Raw genomic sequence first — 18,927 nt, 5'->3', positions numbered from 1 at the left:
AAGGGACTCAATCCACTCCGCAGTCTCTTCCGGATCACGATCAGGCAGCTGGGCAGTCAACCCGCTGAGGATGTGTGAGGTCTCTTCTCCTACAGCCACGTCCAACCTCTCTTCATTGAATGTCTGGGCGCTTGCTCTGTGGGGGCGCTCAAGGAATTTCGTATTGTGAGAATAAAATTCTGCAATTCGAGATTACGTCTGCCGATGGGCAGCGTCAACACGGATCACCTGTCCGCAACGGTCAACTGGCAATCCTGTCGCCAGGCAACCAAATGTGACCCTGCATACACCGGGAGCACCTTGACCACAAGTGACCTGCGTCATAGAGTGCTTTCACTATTCAATAACTAGTTTCCGCAATGTGGAAGCAGTACGAAGTGGAGATCCACGATGCAGACGACTTCATCAGTCGGCGTCACTGAGACTCCGGACGAACCGCAGGGTGGCCCCAACCACCGTGCAGTAGGCAACACAGAACTATGTGAAATTGCGTCCGAAGCATCAGGCCGTACCATCAGCCCAAGCCTTTACAACATCGACCTGGCCCCCACCAAGGCCAAAGGCCGAAAGTGGACCAGCTACAGCATCTTCACCCTCTGGGCCAACGACGTCCACAGCCTGGGTAACTATGCTTTCGCGATTGGCCTTTTCTCGCTCGGATTGGGCGGGTGGCAGATCCTGGTGGCCCTGGGGATTGGTGCGGTCCTCCTCTTCGCCCTCCTGAACTTCTCCGGGTTCATGGGCCAGAAGACCGGCGTCCCTTTCCCCGTGATGAGCCGCATCAGTTTTGGCATCCGCGGTGCGCAGATTGCCAGCTTGATCCGCGGCGCCGTTGCCGTGGCGTGGTTCGGAATCCAGACATACCTGGCATCCGTCGTCCTGCGCGTCATGCTCGTTGCCATGGCGCCAGGCCTGAAGGACCTGGACAGCAACTCCATTCTGGGACTTTCCACCTTGGGCTGGTTGTCCTTCGTGGCCCTGTGGATCGTCCAGCTTGTCATCGTCAGTTTCGGCATGGAAATGATCCGTAAGTACGAGGCGTTCGCGGGTCCGGTCATCCTGGTCACCATGGCCGCCATCGCTGTGTGGGTCTTTGTCGAAGCCGGTGGAGCCATCCAGTGGTCCGGGATCAAGGGCCTTGAAGGTGGCGAGATGTGGTTGACCATCTTCGCAGGCGGAGCCCTGTGGGTTTCCATTTACGGAACCTTCGTGCTGAACTTCTGCGACTTCACCCGCTCGTCCACCACCAAGAAGTCGATCGTCAAGGGCAACTTCTGGGGTATCCCCATCAACATGCTGGTCTTCGGCGCCATTGTCGTGGTCATGGCCGGCGGGCAATACAAGATCAACGGCACGGTCATCGAAAGCCCCTCCGATATTGTCCAGAGCATCCCCAACACGCTCCTGTTGGTGCTGGCATGCCTGGCGCTGCTGATCCTCACCGTGGCCGTGAACCTGATGGCAAACTTCGTGGCGCCGGTGTACGCACTGACCAACCTCTTCCCGCGGCACCTGAACTTCCGTAAGGCAGCCTGGGTCAGTGGCACCATCGGCCTGGTCATCCTGCCCTGGAACCTTTACAACAACCCGATCGTGATCGTGTACTTCCTGGGCGGACTTGGCGCCTTGCTCGGCCCGCTGTTCGGAGTGATCATGGCCGACTACTGGCTGGTACGCCGGGGTAAGGTCAATGTCCCCGAGCTGTACACCGATGATCCCAAGGGCGCCTACTTCTACAAGCGCGGCGTGAATCCAAGGGCCATCATCGCTTTGATCCCGGCCGCGGCCATCGCCGTTGCCATAGCGTTCATCCCGGCGCTGGCACCAGCAGCACCCTTCGCGTGGTTCATCGGAGCAGGCGTCGCCGCCCTCACGTTCTTCGCCGTTGCTGACAAGAAGCAACGTCACGACGACGTGTCCGGTGAGCCGATCGCCGTCGCAAGCACCCACTAGCAACTCAGCACCAAGGCCAGGCCCATCCTCATTGGCAGCCGGACTCCGGTCCAGTTGCCCCGGGGGTGGGCGTCGCCGTTGAAAGGATTTCCATGCGCATCCTTGTCGCAAACGTCAACACCACCCAGTCCATGACGGACTCCATCGCCGCCCAGGCGCGGGCGGCGGCTGCTCCGGGCACCGAGATTATCGGAATTACGCCACGCTTCGGCGCCGACTCCTGCGAGGGCAACTTTGAAAGCTACCTCGCCGCGATCGCGGTCATGGATGCTGTGGTCAACTATCCGGAGCCGTTCGACGCCGTCATTCAGGCAGGCTACGGCGAACACGGCCGCGAAGGCCTGCAGGAACTCCTGGAGGTGCCGGTCGTGGATATCACCGAGGCTGCCGCAAGCACCGCCATGTTCCTGGGCCACAAGTATTCGGTGGTCACCACGCTTGACCGCGCGGTGCCCCTCATCGAGGACCGGCTCAAGCTGGCCGGCCTGGACGCCCGCTGCGCCTCTGTCCGGGCCAGTGGCATGGCAGTGCTGGAACTCGAGGAGTACCCCGAGCGGGCCGTCGAAGCGATTGTTGGCCAGGCCGAAGAGGCCGTCCGAAATGACAAGGCCGAGGTCATCGTCCTTGGCTGCGGCGGGATGGCGGGGCTGGATGAGCAGATCCGCCAGCGGACCGGCGTTCCCGTGGTGGATGGCGTAGCCTCGGCCGTCACCATCGCCGAGTCACTGGTCCGCCTTGGCCTGTCCACGTCCAAGGTCCGAACCTACGCCACGCCGCGCCCGAAGACTGTCATAGGCTGGCCGATAACCGCAGCCCGGCATTCCACAGACCAGCCCGAAGCCGCACACTGACGCTGCCCAAAGCATTTTCCGAAAGGCAACACATGACTGAGTCCAGCCTGCCCGCCCACCCGAGGATCGCCGTCGTCACCGGGGCCGGTTCCGGCATAGGGCGGGCGGTCGCCCGGCTGATGCTCGCGGAGGGTTACCGGGTGGCGCTGGCCGGCCGCCGGGAGGCGCAGCTGCTTGAGACTGCGGGCGATCATCCGCACGCGCTTGCGGTTCCTTGCGACGTAACAGCGCCCGACGACGTCGCTCGCCTCTTCGCCGAGGTCCGCCAGCGCTGGGGCCGGGTTGATGTGCTGTTCAACAACGCCGGTATCTTTGGTCCTGCGGGCGACGTCGGCGAGATCAGCGTGGACGAATGGGAAGCGACACTGCGGGTCAACGTCACCGGTTCCATGCTGTGCGCAGCGGAAGCGGTGCGAACCATGAAAGCCCAGGAACCCCAAGGTGGGCGGATCATCAATAATGGTTCCATTTCGGCGCATTCACCCAGACCCAGATCCGTGGCGTACACGGTCACCAAGCATGCGATGACAGGCCTCACCAAGAGCATCGAACTGGACGGCAGGGAGTTCGGGATCACGTGCGGCCAGATCGACATCGGCAACACGCGCACGGAAATCATGGACACGATTGGTGTCGGATCAGGAGCCCTGCAGGCCGACGGTAGCCGCAAGGTGGAACCGATGTTCCCGGTGGACGACGCAGCCCGTGCCGTGCTGATGATGGCCAACATGCCGGCGTCGGCAAGTGTCGGATCACTGGTGGTCACCGCAGCCGGCATGCCGTTCGTGGGCCGCGGCTAGCGAGTTAGGAGCGCCCGCCGGGGGAGTGGATGTACCGGCCCCACCCACTTTGCTTTTGAATGCCCGGGACACGCCTGAGGAGGAGTGTGTCGCGGGCTTTTCTGCGCCCAAACAAGGTGGTGGAGGCCCGCATCCCGGAGCCTTCCAACCGAATGTGACTTCCATAATATGGAAACTCAATTTCCCCTTGCGGAATCATGTGACCCGGCTTACATTGAAAACATCCCCCCAAAACGAGGGGCTGTTCCCAAACTGATTGGTTCAGATCAATGAAGATCCCAGACCCCGCGGCGCTGAAGGCGAGTTCGGCCCCGCAGAAGAAAAAGCGGCTGTACCAGTCGCTCTTTTTTCAAATCCTGATCGCCGTCGTCGCAGGTGTACTCATCGGTCATTTCTGGCCGAACATTGGGTCTGCCCTCCGGCCACTGGGTGATGGATTTATTCAACTCATCAAAATGATCATTGCCCCGCTGATTTTCCTCGTGATCGTCACAGGAATCTCGGCAGTGGGCGACGTCAAGGCGGTCGGCAGGGTTGGGGTCAAGGCACTCCTGTACTTCACCGGCGCCACGCTATTCGCCCTCGTTTTCGGGCTTATCGTAGGAAACATCGTTCAGCCCGGTGCTGGACTGAATATCGATCCATCAACGCTTTCGCAGGAAGCACTTGACGCCAAGACCGGCCATGCCGTCCCCAAGGACGCGGCCGCCTTCATCCTGGACGTCATTCCCTCGAGCGTGATCGGGGCCTTCGCCAGCAACAGCCTGCTCCAGGTCCTGTTCTTCTCCGTCTTCTTCGGCGCGGCGATCGTCGTCATTGGCCGGGAACGTTGCTTGCCGGTCATCAGCCTCATGGAAACCGTCCTGGAGCTGATCTTCAAGATCATGTCCTGGATCATGAGGGTGGCCCCGATCGGTGCCTTTGGTGCCATGGCCTTCATCATCGGCCAGTACGGCGTGGGGACGCTTGGGACCTACGCCCTGTTGATCGCCTCCTGCTACGGAGCGGCCGTCATCTTCATTGGCTTGCTGTTCCTGGTGGCGTGGGGCTTCGCCCGGGTTCCGCTGTGGCAGTTCCTCAAGTACACCCGCGAAGAGTTCCTGCTGGCCCTCGGCACCGCCTCAACGGAAGCCGTGATGCCGCGCATCATGACCAAGCTGACCAACGCCGGGTGCTCCCGGGCCACCACCGGTTTGGTGGTTCCCACCGGCTACTCCTTCAACCTCGACGGCGCCGCGATCTACCTTTCGATTTCGCTGCTGTTCCTGGCCCAAGCGTTCGGCCATCACCTGGACCTCGGCCAGCAACTGGCAGCCCTCGGCGTGCTGCTCCTGACATCAAAGGGCATGGCCGGCGTTCCGGGTTCATCGTTCCTGGCACTTTCTGCCACGGCCGCAGCTCTCGGCATCTTCCCTGTTGCCGGTGTGGCGCTTCTTCTCGGAGCCGACCGCCTCATGGACTCCATGCGCGTCGTCGTGAACTTGCTCGGCAACTGTGTGGCGACGTTCGTTGTCGCCAAGTGGGAGGGCCAATTCGACCGGAGCGTCATGGTTCGCGCCTTCAATGGCGAGATCACCAACGAGGACACGGCCATCATGCTTGGCAAAGAGGACGTCTACGCGCAGCAGGAACTGGAGCGCATCAGCAGTGGCCAGAACCCATCACCGAAGTTCCGCGGCGGTCCGACCTCCGATGAGATCCCGCAGTTCGAGATGAGTAAGCCGGGCCAGACGACAACACCGATCTGCCCCGACTGACTTAAGTGATGATGCCCTCCGGAAAGCTCCGGAGGGCATCACCTGTTTAAAGTGGCAGTAGTTCGGAGAGGTTGGCCCTCAAACCTGAGGCTGTCACTTTGTGTGACGATACCGCGTCCGCCCACGAGATTAGGCCTGTCACCAGCGAAAGCCAGGTGGCGGCGTCGCACTCAATCACATTGGGGGGAGTGCCGCGCGTGTGGCGGGGCCCCTCCACGCACTGCGTGACCCCGAACGGCGGTACCCGGACCTCCACCGAATTGCCGGGCGCCCGCGCGGTGACCTCCTCCAGGGAGTAGCGGACCGCCGTCGCAATTAAGGTCCTCGACGGCGGAGGTGCGGCTTCGGCGTCCGAGCCGGCGGTTTCGGAACGTTCGACGGCGGTTTGCCAGGCTGCCAGCGCAGCGCGGCCCTCCGAAATATCGACGCGGCGTCGTGCAACAGCCATTCGTTTCTCCCTCTCAGGCCGACTGGTCGAGCAGGGCGGAGACAGCGTGTCCAAGGCGGATCCTGCCCACCGAACGTCCGCCACCGAGTACCGGCTCCACTACGCGTTCCAGAACGTTGGATACCGCCGGAATGTCCACGGCTCCGCTCACTGCAAGGAGGGTCAGCCCGACCAAGGACGTGGCGCGGAGGTTACCGTCCAGCATCTTGACGGCCACGGTGGCGCCGGTGGACGTTGCAAGGACCAGGACGCCTTCGGCTCCGATTTTGGCCAGTACTTCCAGTTCTTCCATGACGATGGTGTTCGACTCGCCCTGGCCCTGGACCGCCCACGGGTAGTCCAGCATGGACGTGGCGATGGTGGCCGCGCGTGCGTTCGATGAGGAATCGCTGGGGGACTTGGCCAAACGGGAGTAGGCCCGGGCCACGCCAGTCAGGGAAAGGGCCGCGACGGGGGCCCCGCAACCGTCGATTCCCAGGTGGGAGATGGTTTCGCCACTGTATTCCTCAATGACGGAACGGACGCGTTGCTGGAGCGGGTGGTTCGGTTCGAGGTAGCTGCGCAGGTCCCAGCCGTTCTCGGTGCACGCCCAGAGGAAGGCTGCGTGCTTGCCGGAACAATTGAAAGCCAGCTTGGATTGTCCGCGTTCGGACCGGACCAGCCAGTTGCGTGCCGTTTCGTCCAGGGGCCACGCGGCAGGGCACAGGAGGTTTTCTTCCTTCACGCCCGCTGCTTTGAGCATCCCTTCCACAACGTCCATGTGGTCCAGGGAACCGGTGTGGCTTCCGCAGGCGATGGCAACTTGGGCGCCGCGGAGCGGGACGCCGGATTGCATGGAGGCCAGCGCTTGGAAGGGTTTGAGGGTGGAGCGGGCCAGCACGGGGGCGTCGATGTCACCAAGACGGGTGACCACAGAGCCGTCACCGGCAAGGACGACGGCCGCGCCGATGTGCCGGGACTCGATGAAGCCACTTCGTTCGATCACTGCCAGTTCCACCGCAGACTCAACGTTGAACGTTTCATGCGAACTCATGGGCATGATGCAAGTCTATGGCGCGACGGGGTCCGGGAAGTGACACAGCTTAGGCCGCGCGCCCTTCACAAAGTACCCTTGAAGCCGTGAAGGTACTCGTCATTGGCCCAGGCGGCCGCGAACACGCCATTGTCCGCTCTCTGCTTGAAGACCCAAACGTTTCGGAGGTCCACGCGGCCCCGGGCAACGCGGGCATCAGCAAACTCGTTCCCACCCACGCGATCGACGGGAACAACCCGGAAGCTGTGTCTGCCCTCGCCACCAAGCTGGGCGTGGACCTGGTTGTCGTAGGACCCGAGGCGCCGCTGGCTGCCGGTGTGTCCGACGCCGTCCGTGAGGCCGGGATTCCGGTGTTCGGACCCAGCAAGGAAGCAGCCCAGCTGGAGGCTTCAAAGGCCTTCGCCAAGCAGATCATGGCCGAGGCCAACGTCCCCACGGCCATGGCCCGCGTTGCCACCAACGCGGAGGAAGCTGCGGACGCGCTGGACACCTTCGGCGCACCGCATGTGGTCAAGGACGACGGCCTTGCTGCCGGGAAGGGCGTGGTGGTAACCAAGGACCGCGAGGAAGCACTGGCACACGCCCAGGCATGCTTCGACGCCGGTGGAACTGTGGTCATCGAGGAATTCCTTGACGGCCCCGAAGTTTCCCTGTTTGTCCTCTGCGACGGCCGCACCACTGTTCCGTTGTCCCCGGCGCAGGATTTCAAGCGCATCTTCGACAACGACGAAGGCCCCAACACCGGCGGCATGGGCGCGTACACCCCGCTTGAGTGGGCCCCCGAGGGCCTGGTCCAGGAAGTCATCGACCGCGTGGCCCAGCCCACCGTGGACGAGATGGCCCGCCGCGGCACGCCCTTCGTCGGCGTGTTGTACTGCGGCCTAGCCCTGACCTCCCGCGGCACCCGCGTCATCGAATTCAACGTCCGCTTCGGCGACCCGGAAACCCAGGCAGTCCTGGCGCGCCTCAAGACCCCGCTCGGCGCGTTGCTGCTGGCCGCTGCCAAGGGCGAACTGGACACCGCCGAAGAGCTGCGCTGGTCCAAGGACACGGCAGTCGCCGTCGTGGTTGCTGCCGAGAACTACCCGGACGCGCCCCGCACGGGTGACCGGATCCGTGGCCTGAAAAAGGTTGACGAATTGGATGGCGTCCACGTGGTCCATGCCGGCACCAAGCTGGATGATGAAGGCAAGGTGGTTTCCGCTGGCGGCCGCGTCCTGGCCGTTGTGGCGCTCGGTTCCGATCTGGTGGAAGCGCGGGAAAAAGCGTACGACGGCGTGGAGCTGGTTCAGCTTGAAGGCTCGCAGTTCCGTACGGACATCGGAGGCAAGGCCGCCCGCGGCGAAATCCGGGTTCCCTTCGCGGGTACTGGAACCATCCCGAAAGTGAAGGCCTGACATGACCGATTCCCTTCCCACAGGCGGCCTGGAAACCGAGGCCCTGCAGCTTCCTGGTTGGACGCACGTCTACTCCGGCAAGGTCCGTGACCTCTACGTCCCGGCCGACGAAGCCATTACGGAAAAGATCGGCCAGGAATGCGTACTGGTGGTGGCCAGTGACCGTATCAGCGCCTACGACCACGTGCTGAGCAGCGAGATCCCGGATAAGGGCCGTGTTCTGACCCAGCTGAGCCTGTGGTGGTTCGACCAGCTGGACGTCGAGCACCACGTCCTCGCTTCCACCGTTGAGAGGGGCGTCCCGGCCGAGGTTGAAGGCCGTGCCATGATCTGCAAGAAGCTGGACATGTTCCCCGTGGAGTGCATCGCCCGCGGGTACCTGACAGGTTCAGGCCTGGCCGAGTACAAGGCATCGGGCACGGTGTGTGACATCCCGCTGCCCGAAGGCCTGGTTGACGGCTCGCGCTTGGAGAAGGCGCTGTTCACGCCCTCGGCCAAGGCCGAGGTTGGCGAGCACGACGAAAACATCACCTACGACGACGTCGTGGCCATGGTGGGTGACGACATCGCCGCCCGCCTGAGCGAACTCACGTTGAAGATCTACACCCGCGCCGAGGAGATCGCCCGCGAACGCGGCATCATCCTGGCCGATACCAAGGTGGAGTTCGGGATCGACGCTGCCACCGGCGTGATCACGTTGGGTGACGAGGTCCTCACCCCGGACTCTTCACGTTTCTGGGATGCATCCACGTACGCGCCGGGCCAGTCCCAGCCTTCGTACGACAAGCAGTACGTCCGCGACTGGTTGACCTCGGCGGAGTCGGGCTGGGACAAGTCCTCGGACACCCCGCCGCCGGCGTTGCCCGCCGACGTTGTTGAGCGCACGCGCGCCCGCTACGTCGAGGCCTACGAAAAGCTCACGGGCCGCACCTTCGCGTAGCCCACCCAACTGGGGGACAGCACTTGCTCTACTGAATATCCAGTAGAGCGTGTGCTGTCCCCCAGTTTTTTGGTTAATCAGGCCTGAGAATGTTCCGGGTGTGTTGCAGCGGCGCGGCGCTCGGCGAGCCGGATCTCCAGCACCGCATCCATGGCCTGCTGAACCCGGTCCGAGGCTCCGGCAGCACTGAAGTCGTGCTGGGCCTCTTCCAGATAATGCAGTGCTTCGGTGGTTTCGCCTGCGGCTTTCAGGGACTTGCCCAGCAGCAGCGAAACCTCGCCTGCAGTGTGCCGGGCCAGGACTTTGCGGTCGGCGTAAATTTCGCGCAGTTTCTCCACCGCAGCGAGGATGTCGCCGGTCAGGTAGAGCCAGCGGGCCCGGATGAAAGCCACCTCGAGCTGGTCTGTCTTGTTGCCGCCCACGATGGACAGGGCCAGTTCCGCGCGTTCGATAGCGGACAGTGTTTCGGGTTCCACAATCCCGGAGGACAGCCGGACTGCGGCGGAGGCTTTGTTGAAGCGGGCCCACAGTTCGATGTCGTTGGCGGGGGAGAGCAGCTTGGCGGCACGCTCGTGGTGCTTGATGCCTTCCACATAGTCATGCCGCATGAAGGCAACGTTGCCCACAACCCACGCGACCTCGCCGGCCAGTTGCGACATGGAGTGCTCGTCCATGTGCTCAATCATGGCCAGGCAGTACGTCCATGCTTCGTCCAGCTTGCCGCTTTCGGCGAGTGCGCCGATCAGCGCGCGGTGCGCACCGATGATAAGGGTGGAACCTTTCGGCAGCTGCTCGCACAGCTTCACGGCTTGCTTTGCATGCTCGACGGCGGTGGCCAGCTGACCTTGTCCGTGGCACACGGCGGCGAGCATCTGCCAGGCCCGCACTCCCAGGCCTGCGGATTCCGTGGCCATGGGGTGTTCCAGGAGGTGCTCAACAATCTGCTGGCATTCCTTGAGGTGGCCTTGCTTCATCACGCACTCGGCCTGCATGTAGGTCATGTTCCACCAGGCGCTGTTGTTCTTGGCTTCAAGGGCGATTTGCGCTGCGGTGGCGGCGTGGCTGGCTGCGAGTTGGTAGTCACGGAGGTCCCAGGCTTGCCGCGCGTAGAGTCCGGCGAGGACATATTCGGCGTCGCTGACGGAAACGGGCTGGCTCCACGCTTCAAGGGCTTTGGGAGCAAGTTCCAGCCGCCGGGCGAGCTCTTCGATGACCTCGGCAGTGGGTTCCCGCCGTCCCGTCTCCAGCAGCGAAATGTAGCTGGGCGAATACAGGTTTTTGCCGAGCTCGGCCTGCGTTAACCCACGTTCGAGCCGTTCGGCACGTAGCTTCTCGCCGAATCCGTTTCCCACGGGGTTCCTCCTACAGGTGTCTTTTGACCAAAACCTTGACAGTCTCTGTGGAAAACATTTTACAATGTATGTCAACAGGGACCACGCAATTTCCGTAACGAATCCGACTCGCATTGGGGAAATACCATGTTCAAGAAAATCATCGCTTCAGCGGCTTTGGCAGGCGCGCTGTCGTTGGCAGTCGCGGCTCCCGCAGTCGTCTCCGCTGCTTCGGCAGGAGACTCCAGCACGGTAAGTGCTATCGGCAACTGGCCCGATCCCATGCGCGTGGCGGCGCCGACCAAGGCGACAACGACGTCCGAGCCGACCTTCACCACGATGTCCATCGGCAACTGGCCGGATCCTATGTAAATCCAGTGTAGTGAAGAAACCCCCGGGGCGTGACGAGCGAGGCCCCGGGGGTTTCTTTTTGCCTTCTTTTGGGCAACAAAAATGGCGCCGATTTCTCGACGCCATTCTCGTGTTTGGTCGGGATGACAGGATTTGAACCTGCGACCTCTTCGTCCCGAACGAAGCGCGCTACCAAGCTGCGCTACATCCCGATCCGCTGCGAAAGCAACTGTTCAAGGATAGCTGAATAGCCCCGTGATGCGAAATCGAGGACCGGGTGTCGCTCCTCACAGCATCCAGAAAAGAGGGGGCTACACCAGCGAGTCCCGCCAAGCCCCGTGCAGTTGGGCGAACCGTCCGCCTCCGCTGATCAGCTCGGCGGGTGTTCCGTCTTCCACAATTCGCCCGTCGTGGACCACCAGGACCCGGTCCGCTGTCTCCACCGTGGAGAGTCGGTGGGCGATGATGATGGCCGTGCGGGCCCCTCTGCCGCCGGCCACTCCCTCCAACAGGTTGGAGAGGCCCTGCTGGACCATCCGTTCCGAGGGGATGTCCAGCGAAGACGTTGCCTCGTCCAGGATCAGCACGGCGGGTGCCGCCAGGAAGGCGCGGGCAAACCCGATGAGTTGGCGCTGGCCTGACGACACGCGTCCACCACGCTTGTTGACGTCAGTGTCGTAGCCTTCGGGGAGGCTCATGATGAACTCGTGCGCCCCCACCGCTGCGGCCGCGGCTTCGATCTCAGAACGTGATGCTTCGGGCCGGCCCAAAGCGATGTTGTCCGCTACTGATCCACTGAACAGGAAGGCCTCTTGGGTGACCATCACCACGGCGCGGCGTAGGTCCGTGGTGGCGAGATCCCGCAGGTCGACGCCGTCCAGGGTGATCGCGCCCGAGGTGACGTCATAGAAGCGCGCCACCAGCTTGGCCAAAGTGGATTTCCCGGCACCTGTCTGGCCCACCAGCGCAAGAGTCTGACCGGCGGGGATATGCAGGTCGAGCCGGGGGACAACAATGCTGCCGTCGTTGTAGCCGAACTCCACCTCGTTAAAATCGATCTCGCCGCGCGGACTTTTCAATGGCACGGGATTCTTCGGCGGCCGGACGGTAGGAATTTCCTCGAGGAGGCCGGACACCTTTTCCAGCGCCGCTTGGGCGCTCTGGAACGAGTTGTAGAACATGGCCATCTGGTCCACCGGCTGGAAGAAGCGCTTGGTGGACAGGATCAACGCCAGCAGGACACCGACGGCGAGGTCACCGCTCAGCACCCGGAAGCCACCGAAGAGCAGGACGACGGCGACGCAGACGTTACCGATCAACACCAGGCCGGGCTGGAAAATGCCGTTGAGGTTGATGGACCGGACAGTGTTCTTGCGGTAATCCTCAGCCAACTGACCGTACTGGGCGGCGTTCCCGCGCTCCTTGCGGAAGGCCTTTACGGCACGGATGCCGGTCATGGTTTCCACGAAATGGACGATCAACCGCGCTGAAACCACCCGTGATTCCCGGAAAGCTATCTGTGAGTGCTTCTGGTACCAGCGGGCCAGGAAGAACATGGGGACACCGGCTGCGAGCATGATCAGGCCACTGCGCCAGTCCAAGGCAAACACGGTGACAGCCGTGAAGACCATGAACAGCATGCCGGAGGCGAGGGAGCTGACACCGGAGTCCAACAGTTCCCGCAGCGCCTCCAAGTCGGAAGTCTGCCGGGCGATGATGCGGCCCGAGGTGTATTTCTCGTGGAATTCCAAACTCAACCGTTGGGTGTGCCGAAAGACCCGAAGCCGGAGATCCAGGAGCATGGCCTGGCTCAGCCGGGCCGTGGACGTGACATACAGCGCCGTCATTCCCGCCGTTGCAATGGCGGCGGCCAGATACAACGAACCGGCCAGAACCAACGGACCGTTATCGCCGGATTGCAGTGCCGGGAGCGCACGGTCGATCCCGAAAGCGATCAGCGCAGGCCCAGCCACGCGGGTGAGTTGCGAGACCACCACCATGACGATCGTCATCCAGAAACGCAACCGTACCGGGCGGATCAGCGAGGCAAGCAAGGCGAGGGACCGGCGTCGTACGGCTTTGCTGTCCGCTTTGGTGAGGTGCGTGTTGTCCTCGTTGGCGGTTCCAAATGTTGTGGCGCTCACCGGCGGGCCTCCTCAGCTTCTTCGAGCTCGTCCAGTTCGCTGTCCAGATCCTTTGGACCGGCGTCAAGGCTGGCGATGACGTAGCGGTAATGGTCGTTTTCGGCCAACAGTTCCGTGTGGGTCCCCACGGCGGTAATGGTTCCGTTTTCGAGCAAAGCGACCCGGTCCGCCAAGGCCACGGTGGAAGGCCGGTGCGCCACGATGAGCGTTGTGGTGTCGCGGAGCACCTCGCGCAAACGAGCCTCCACACGTTCTTCGGTGTTCACATCCAGCGCGGACAGGGGGTCATCCAGGACAAGTACTTTCGGCTTTGCTGCAATGGCACGGGCCAAAGCAATGCGCTGGCGCTGGCCGCCTGACAAGCTCAGCCCTTCCTCGCCGATCAGCGTGTCCACACCGTCCGGCAAAGAGTAAGCGAACTGCGCCTGGGCAACGTCCAAGGCCTCGTCCAGCGCGGCATTACTGGGATCCGGGGCGCCAAGGAGGACGTTGTCACGTACGGAGCTGGAGAACAAAGTGGTGTCTTCGAAAGCGACCGCAACGATCCGTCGAAGCTCGTCGAGGTCGTAATCACGCACGTCCACCCCGTCGATGGTTACGGCGCCCTCGGTCACGTCGTACAGGCGGGGGACCAGCTGGAGCAGTGCACTCTTTCCGCTGCCTGTGATGCCCACCAGGGCCATGGTCTCACCAGGGCGAATGTCGAGGGTGACATCGTGCAGCAGGGTGCCGCCGTCGTCGAACCCGAAACCCGCATGCTCAAAGCGCAAGGCGCCCTTGACGGCTTCCGGCACCACGGCTTCATCCGGGGAGGTGATGGTGTTTTCAGTATCCATGACCTCGAAATGGCGATCCAGCGCAGTCTTGGCCGTCAGTGCCATGGCCAGCAGCATCCCGGAAAATTCCACCGGCGTTGCCACCACCGCGGCGGTTGCGAAGAACGCCACCAGCGATCCAATGCTCAGCTGCCCGCTGGCCGCCAGCATGATGCCGACCACCAGCCCTACGCCCAGCGCAAGCTCCGGCAGCAACGTAACCACCAGCGTGAAGCCTGCTTGTTGCTTGGCTTTTGCGATCTCGGTCTGACGCAGTTCCTCGGCTTGGCCGTTGAAGTTCTCCAGCGCTTCCCGGCTGCGGCCGAACGCCTTCAGCACGCGGATGCCGTGCACGGATTCTTCAACGGTGGTGGCGAGGTCACCCGCCTGGTCCTGGCTGAGGCGTGCCACCAAGCTGAAGCGGCGGCGGAATCGGAAGGAATTGATCATGATCGGCACAGCAGCGGCGAGGAAGATCAGGGCCAGCTGCCAGCTCATTGAGAACATGACGCCGACGCCAATAATCACGGTCAACGTCGTGACCACCAGCATGATCGCACCGAACGCCATCCAGCGGCGAAGGAAGCTGAGATCCGTCATGGCCCGCGAAAGGAGCTGGCCCGAACCCCAGCGATCGTGGAATGCGACAGTGAGCTCCTGGAGGTGGCCGTACAGGGTCACGCGCATCCTGGTCTCAACGGTGGTGGCCGGGTTAATGACGAACTGGCGGCGTAGCGCCACCAGTCCGGCTTCGGCAATACCCAAGCCAAGGATCACGACGGCGGCAATCCAGACTGCGTCCGTGGAACCGCCGGGCTGCAGGGAGTTATTGACGAGGACCCGCAGCACTTGCGGGATGGTCAGCGCCACAATGCTGGCGAGCAGGGCGCAGATGAGGCCCATAACTAGTCGGGGGATGATGGGCCGCACATGGGGGTACAGACGGCCGACGGAGGTGAAAAATGACGTTTGCTTGGACATGCCCGCTTCTCAACAGCTGGATCTTCAGATGGTGCGGAGGTAGTTTCCCGTAGCAACTACCCTATGCCATGCCGTGATTCGTTTCACAGAAGTGCCAAGGTCCGGTGAAATGTTTGACCCAGTTATTGAGGATCGTAATGCGTGCCGCGGTTCTAGCTGCGTGCCGTGAGGGTGAGCAGGACCGCTTCCGGGCGGCACGCAATGCGGACCGGCGAGAAGCGTGAGGTGCCGATGCCGCCCGAGACGTTCACCGGCGTCGTGAATCCGTTGCTTTCCCAGTCGTGGAGGCCCTTGGCGCGCCAGGTTGGCAGATCGCAATTGGAGACCAAAGCGCCGTAGCCGGGGATGCAGATCTGTCCGCCGTGGGTGTGGCCGGCGATGATGAGGTCTGCCTGGGCTTGGGTGAAGTGGTCGAGCACGCGCTGGTACGGCGCGTGGACGACGGCGACCTTCAGGTGCGGGCGGGCGTCCTGGTTAACCGTGCCGCGCGGCCAGCCCGCGTAGCGTTCGCGCTTCAAATGGGGATCATCGACCCCGGAAAAGTCGATACGCAGGCTATTCAACACAACAGACTGTGCACGGTTGGTGAGGTCGATCCAGCCACTCATGCCAAACGCTGACCTGAGCTTGGGCCAATCCAGCTTTTTTGGCTCATTCTTCGGCTTGGAAGGACCGCGGAAGTAGCCGGCAGGGTTCTTGATTCTCGGCGCGTAATAGTCGTTGGATCCCGGGACGAAGACGCCAGGGAACTCCAACAAGGGCCTCAGTGCCTGGACCAGGGGATCGATCGCTTTGGCGTGGCTCAGGTTGTCGCCCGTGTTCACAACCAGGTCAGGCTTGAGGCCGGCGAGGGACTTCAGCCATTCGGCCTTTTTCTCTTGGCCGGGCACGAAGTGGATGTCACTCAAGTGCAGGACTTTGAGCGGACCGAAGCCCTCCGGGAGGATGGGAAGGGTCTCGTGGCGAACCTCGAATTGGTCCTTCTCCCACCAGCCGTAGGCAGCGGCTGCCGCGCCTGCCGTTGCGCCGATTGCTGTGGTGACGGCGAAACCGCGCCCGACACTGCGGACGCGGTTTGCCAGTGAATCTCCGAACGACACCTGGTTAGTCCTTGCCCGGACCGTTGCCGTTGCCGTTGTTGCCGTTATCTGTGGCGGGGGGCGCGTTCTGCGTGGTGGGTGCAGGCGTCGTGGTGCGCTGGGGTGCCGCACCACCCAAAAGGTTGGAAGGGGGTGCCTGGAACGGGTTGGTTCCATACGCTGGAGCAACCGACAACATGTAGTTGGTGAACTGCGGCCCGGCGATCATGTAACCGTCGATGGATGGGTAGAACTTGCCGTTGACTGTGATGTTCCGACCCGGACGAAGCTGGTTGTCCAGCGGATCGCCGAACCAGGAAGCAGTTGCAAGGCCGGTGGTGTAACCAACAACCCAGGTGGAGCCGTTGGAGTCGTTGGTTCCAGTCTTGGCGGCTACCGGGAAGTTGTTGCGCGTTGAAAGCGCGGGCCGGATCAGCGAACCAGAACCAGCGTTGAGCACTTCCTGCATCGCGTAAGCCACACCGCGGGCAACCTCGGGCTTGATGGCGTCCTTGCAGTTCGATGATTGGGCCGGCAGGTCAGCACCCGATTGGTCCTTCACTGAAGTGATGGCAATCGGCTCGCAGTACTTGCCGTCAGCAGCGAACGTAGCGAACGCAGCGGCCATGGTTAGCGGAGCCGTCTGAGTAGAACCAATCAGGTTGGCCAGCGTGGTCATGGTGACCTTCGGGTTCGGGTCCGTGATCTTGCCGTTTTCATCGCGGGCCGGAAGTCCTCCGTGGATCCCCGTAGCGTCAACGATTCCCTGGATACCGCAGAGGTCCACCTGGGATGCCGAGGCGAAGGTGGCCGTGTTGATGGAGTTCATCAGGCCATACAAAACAGTCATGTTCCTGTAGTAGCCTTCGTCGGAGTTCTGCAGGTCGAAGCTGCCGGGAACGCTCTTGTCGTAAAAACCATTGACGGGCGTCGGGCAGGTGTTACGCCACGGGAAATTCTGTGGGTAGGTCCGGCGGGACGCGTTGATGGTGGTGTTCATCGACTTGCCCTCGTTCAGCCATTGAGCGAACGTGAAGGGCTTCATCGTGGAACCAGGCTGGAAGCCGCCGATGCCATTGAGGTCATTGCCATTGGCGTCCAAAACATCAACGTTGAAGTTCTGGGTCTGATCAAACTTGCCCTCTTGAGGCAGCCACACCGTGTTCTGGGCCATGCTCACAATCTGACCGGTGCCCGGCTGGACGGAGGTGATAGAGGCGCCCCACTTGTCCGGGTTTGCGCCTGCCGTGCCGTCAACCTGCTGCTGGGCCACTGCCTGCGCAGTGGGATCAAGGGTGGTCCTGATGGTGAGGCCACCGCGCTGGACGCGCTTGATGCGCTCTTCCTGCGTGTCGCCGTAGGCCGGGTTGTTGAAGAGCAAGTGGAGCACGTAGTCGCAGAAGTACGGTGCCATGGTGGCGTAGGCGCAACCCTGGCGGGCCGGGGTGACCTTGGTAGTCACCGGCGTAGCCACAGCGGCGTCGTATTCCGCCTTGGTGATCTTGTTCTGGTTGACCATGGCTGCCAGCACCAGGTCACGGCGGACCTTGGCGTTGTCCGGGTTGGTGATCGGATCAAAAGCGGATGGGCTGTTGACCAAGCCGGCCAGCAGGGCAGCCTGGGGGAGGGTGAGGTCCTTGGCCGAGGTGCTGAAGAAGAATTTTGCTGCAGCCTCAATGCCGTAAGCGTCGCGGTTGAAGAACACGATGTTGAGGTAGCCCTCAAGGATCTGTTCCTTGGAGAACTTCTTCTCCAGTGCGATAGCCAACTTCATTTCGCGAAGCTTGTCGCCAACGCCTTTATTAACACCGTTGAGCTTGACGTCGGAGTCGTTGCCCGATGCCACCAGTGACTCGTTGATGACGTTGTTCACATACTGCTGCGTGATGGTGGACGCGCCCTGCTTGTTACCGCGTGCAGTGCTGACGATGGCTCGCAGGATGCCGGTGGTGTCGATGCCGCCGTGCTCGTAGAAGCGGCTGTCCTCGATAGCGATGACAGCGTCCTTGATATACGGGCTCATCTGGTCCAGCGGAACCTTGGTGCGGTTCTCTGCGTAGATCGAGGCGATCGGCGAACCGTCCTTCGCCAGGATCGTCGTGTTCTGGCTGGGCGGATCCACTTGGAGTTCCGCCGGCAGAGTGTCAAAGAACTGGATTGAACCGCTTGCGGCACTGCCTGAGACGGCCGCGGCGGGGACCAAAAGGCCCGCTACCAGGACGCCACAGATCGCACTCACGCCAAGGAAACCTAGAATCTTTCCGAGGGTGGTGGCAGTGTCGAATAGTGGGTTCTTGCGAGTCACCATGTTTTCCACTTTACCGGCAAGGGCTAGGCTTTCTGTCATGACCAAATGGGAGTACGCCACGATTCCGCTCATTATCCACGCCACGAAGCAGATCCTGGACCAGTGGGGCGAGGATGGCTGGGAGCTTGTTCAGGTCGTCGGTGGACCCGATGGCAAAGGCCTTGTTGCATACCTGAAGAGGGAGAAGCAGTAACTATGACCACCCCCGCAGAAACCACGTCTGCCGCGGAATCCGCCGCCCCGACGTCTGCCGTTGAGCAGCGGATCGCCGAGCTCGGTTTGACCCTCCCCGAGGTCGCCGCCCCGGTAGCTGACTACGTACCCGCCGTTGTCTCCGGCAACTACGTTTACACGTCCGGACAGCTGCCCTTTATTAATGGCAAACTCGAAGCTACGGGCAAGGTCTCTCTCGGCGAGTTGGGTACCTCCGATGAACCCACCGTCGACCCCGAGGACGCCAAGCGCTACGCCGCCGTATGCGCCATTAACGCCCTTGCGGCCGTCAAGAGCGTCATTGGCGATCTCGACCGCATCACCCGCATCGTTAAGGTGGTCGGCTTCGTTTCGTCCGACCCCACGTTCACCGGCCAGCCCGGCGTCATCAACGGTGCGTCCGAACTCCTCGGCCAGGTTTTGGGCGAGGCCGGCAAGCACGCACGTTCCGCCGTCGGCGTTTCTGTGTTGCCGCTCGACTCTCCCGTAGAGGTCGAGCTCATTGCTGAATTCAGCTAAGGAACCG

The 18,927-nt window shown here is 62.2% G+C and carries 16 protein-coding genes and 1 tRNA gene; 9 read left to right on the top strand and 8 right to left on the bottom strand.

Features of this window, described 5'->3' with window-relative positions; translation table 11 throughout:
• Positions 1–390 precede the first annotated feature (390 nt).
• The 4 genes from J2Y68_RS18025 (at position 391) to J2Y68_RS18010 (ending at position 5,361) form a co-directional block, all read left to right on the top strand.
• On the top strand, positions 391–1,953 hold the full coding sequence (locus tag J2Y68_RS18025) for an NCS1 family nucleobase:cation symporter-1 (protein ID WP_309995374.1): 1,563 nt from the start codon (positions 391–393) through the stop codon (positions 1,951–1,953).
• 92 nt (positions 1,954–2,045) lie between these two features.
• Positions 2,046–2,804, top strand: a complete 759-nt coding sequence (locus J2Y68_RS18020; protein WP_309995373.1) for an aspartate/glutamate racemase family protein — start codon at positions 2,046–2,048, stop codon at positions 2,802–2,804.
• A gap of 32 nt (positions 2,805–2,836) precedes the next feature.
• Positions 2,837–3,604, top strand: a complete 768-nt coding sequence (locus J2Y68_RS18015; protein ID WP_309995371.1) for an SDR family oxidoreductase — start codon at positions 2,837–2,839, stop codon at positions 3,602–3,604.
• Positions 3,605–3,873: 269 nt separating this feature from the next.
• Complete coding sequence (locus J2Y68_RS18010; protein ID WP_309995369.1) at positions 3,874–5,361, top strand: cation:dicarboxylate symporter family transporter; 1,488 nt, start codon at positions 3,874–3,876, stop codon at positions 5,359–5,361.
• Positions 5,362–5,407: 46 nt separating this feature from the next.
• Here the strand turns inward: J2Y68_RS18010 and J2Y68_RS18005 are convergent, their stop codons facing one another.
• A complete protein-coding gene (locus J2Y68_RS18005) occupies positions 5,408–5,809 on the bottom strand; it encodes a sterol carrier family protein (RefSeq protein WP_309995368.1) in 402 nt (133 codons plus the stop codon).
• Positions 5,810–5,822: 13 nt separating this feature from the next.
• Entirely contained in the window at positions 5,823–6,848 is a 1,026-nt protein-coding gene (locus J2Y68_RS18000) for an asparaginase (RefSeq protein ID WP_309995366.1), read from the bottom strand.
• An 80-nt stretch (positions 6,849–6,928) separates the two neighbouring features.
• On the opposite strand from J2Y68_RS18000, the gene purD reads away from it, so the two are divergent.
• Positions 6,929–8,239 carry a phosphoribosylamine--glycine ligase gene (gene purD / locus J2Y68_RS17995; protein ID WP_309995365.1) on the top strand — a complete coding sequence of 437 codons (1,311 nt, stop codon included), beginning with the start codon at positions 6,929–6,931 and terminating at the stop codon, positions 8,237–8,239.
• Between the two features lies 1 nt (position 8,240).
• Positions 8,241–9,179, top strand: coding sequence for a phosphoribosylaminoimidazolesuccinocarboxamide synthase (locus J2Y68_RS17990; RefSeq protein WP_309995363.1), 939 nt, complete (start codon positions 8,241–8,243; stop codon positions 9,177–9,179).
• A gap of 77 nt (positions 9,180–9,256) precedes the next feature.
• Here J2Y68_RS17990 and J2Y68_RS17985 read toward each other — a convergent pair whose 3' ends face one another.
• The gene (locus J2Y68_RS17985) at positions 9,257–10,531 is read right to left on the bottom strand and encodes a helix-turn-helix domain-containing protein (protein ID WP_257370949.1); all 1,275 of its coding nucleotides are present in this window, start codon (positions 10,529–10,531) and stop codon (positions 9,257–9,259) included.
• Positions 10,532–10,657: 126 nt separating this feature from the next.
• Here J2Y68_RS17985 and J2Y68_RS17980 point away from each other — a divergent pair, with 126 nt between their 5' ends.
• On the top strand, positions 10,658–10,882 hold the full coding sequence (locus tag J2Y68_RS17980; protein WP_309995361.1) for a hypothetical protein: 225 nt from the start codon (positions 10,658–10,660) through the stop codon (positions 10,880–10,882).
• Between the two features lie 114 nt (positions 10,883–10,996).
• Here J2Y68_RS17980 and J2Y68_RS17975 read toward each other — a convergent pair.
• From J2Y68_RS17975 to J2Y68_RS17955, 5 genes are all read right to left on the bottom strand, one after another.
• A tRNA-Pro gene (locus J2Y68_RS17975) sits at positions 10,997–11,073 on the bottom strand.
• A 99-nt stretch (positions 11,074–11,172) separates the two neighbouring features.
• Positions 11,173–13,005 (bottom strand): ABC transporter ATP-binding protein, encoded by a 1,833-nt coding sequence (locus J2Y68_RS17970; RefSeq protein ID WP_309995359.1) that lies wholly within the window; start codon positions 13,003–13,005, stop codon positions 11,173–11,175.
• Entirely contained in the window at positions 13,002–14,801 is a 1,800-nt protein-coding gene (locus J2Y68_RS17965) for an ABC transporter ATP-binding protein (protein ID WP_309995357.1), read from the bottom strand. The genes J2Y68_RS17970 and J2Y68_RS17965 overlap by 4 nt, the downstream gene beginning before the upstream one ends.
• Before the next feature lie 152 nt (positions 14,802–14,953).
• Positions 14,954–15,901 carry a metallophosphoesterase gene (locus J2Y68_RS17960; RefSeq protein WP_309995355.1) on the bottom strand — a complete coding sequence of 316 codons (948 nt, stop codon included), beginning with the start codon at positions 15,899–15,901 and terminating at the stop codon, positions 14,954–14,956.
• 4 nt (positions 15,902–15,905) lie between these two features.
• Positions 15,906–18,227, bottom strand: coding sequence for a transglycosylase domain-containing protein (locus J2Y68_RS17955; protein WP_309995353.1), 2,322 nt, complete (start codon positions 18,225–18,227; stop codon positions 15,906–15,908).
• On the opposite strand from J2Y68_RS17955, the gene J2Y68_RS17950 reads away from it, so the two are divergent.
• Positions 18,226–18,381 carry a DUF4177 domain-containing protein gene (locus J2Y68_RS17950; RefSeq protein WP_011775990.1) on the top strand — a complete coding sequence of 52 codons (156 nt, stop codon included), beginning with the start codon at positions 18,226–18,228 and terminating at the stop codon, positions 18,379–18,381. The genes J2Y68_RS17955 and J2Y68_RS17950 overlap by 2 nt on opposite strands.
• Before the next feature lie 2 nt (positions 18,382–18,383).
• A complete protein-coding gene (locus J2Y68_RS17945) occupies positions 18,384–18,920 on the top strand; it encodes a RidA family protein (RefSeq protein ID WP_257370943.1) in 537 nt (178 codons plus the stop codon).
• The last annotated feature ends 7 nt before the right edge of the window (positions 18,921–18,927 follow it).

This window comes from Paenarthrobacter nitroguajacolicus (genome assembly GCF_031455195.1).
Classification (GTDB): domain Bacteria; phylum Actinomycetota; class Actinomycetes; order Actinomycetales; family Micrococcaceae; genus Arthrobacter; species Arthrobacter nitroguajacolicus_D.
Note: the sequence above shows the minus strand (reverse complement) of the source record. Positions and strands in the feature narration are given on the sequence as shown.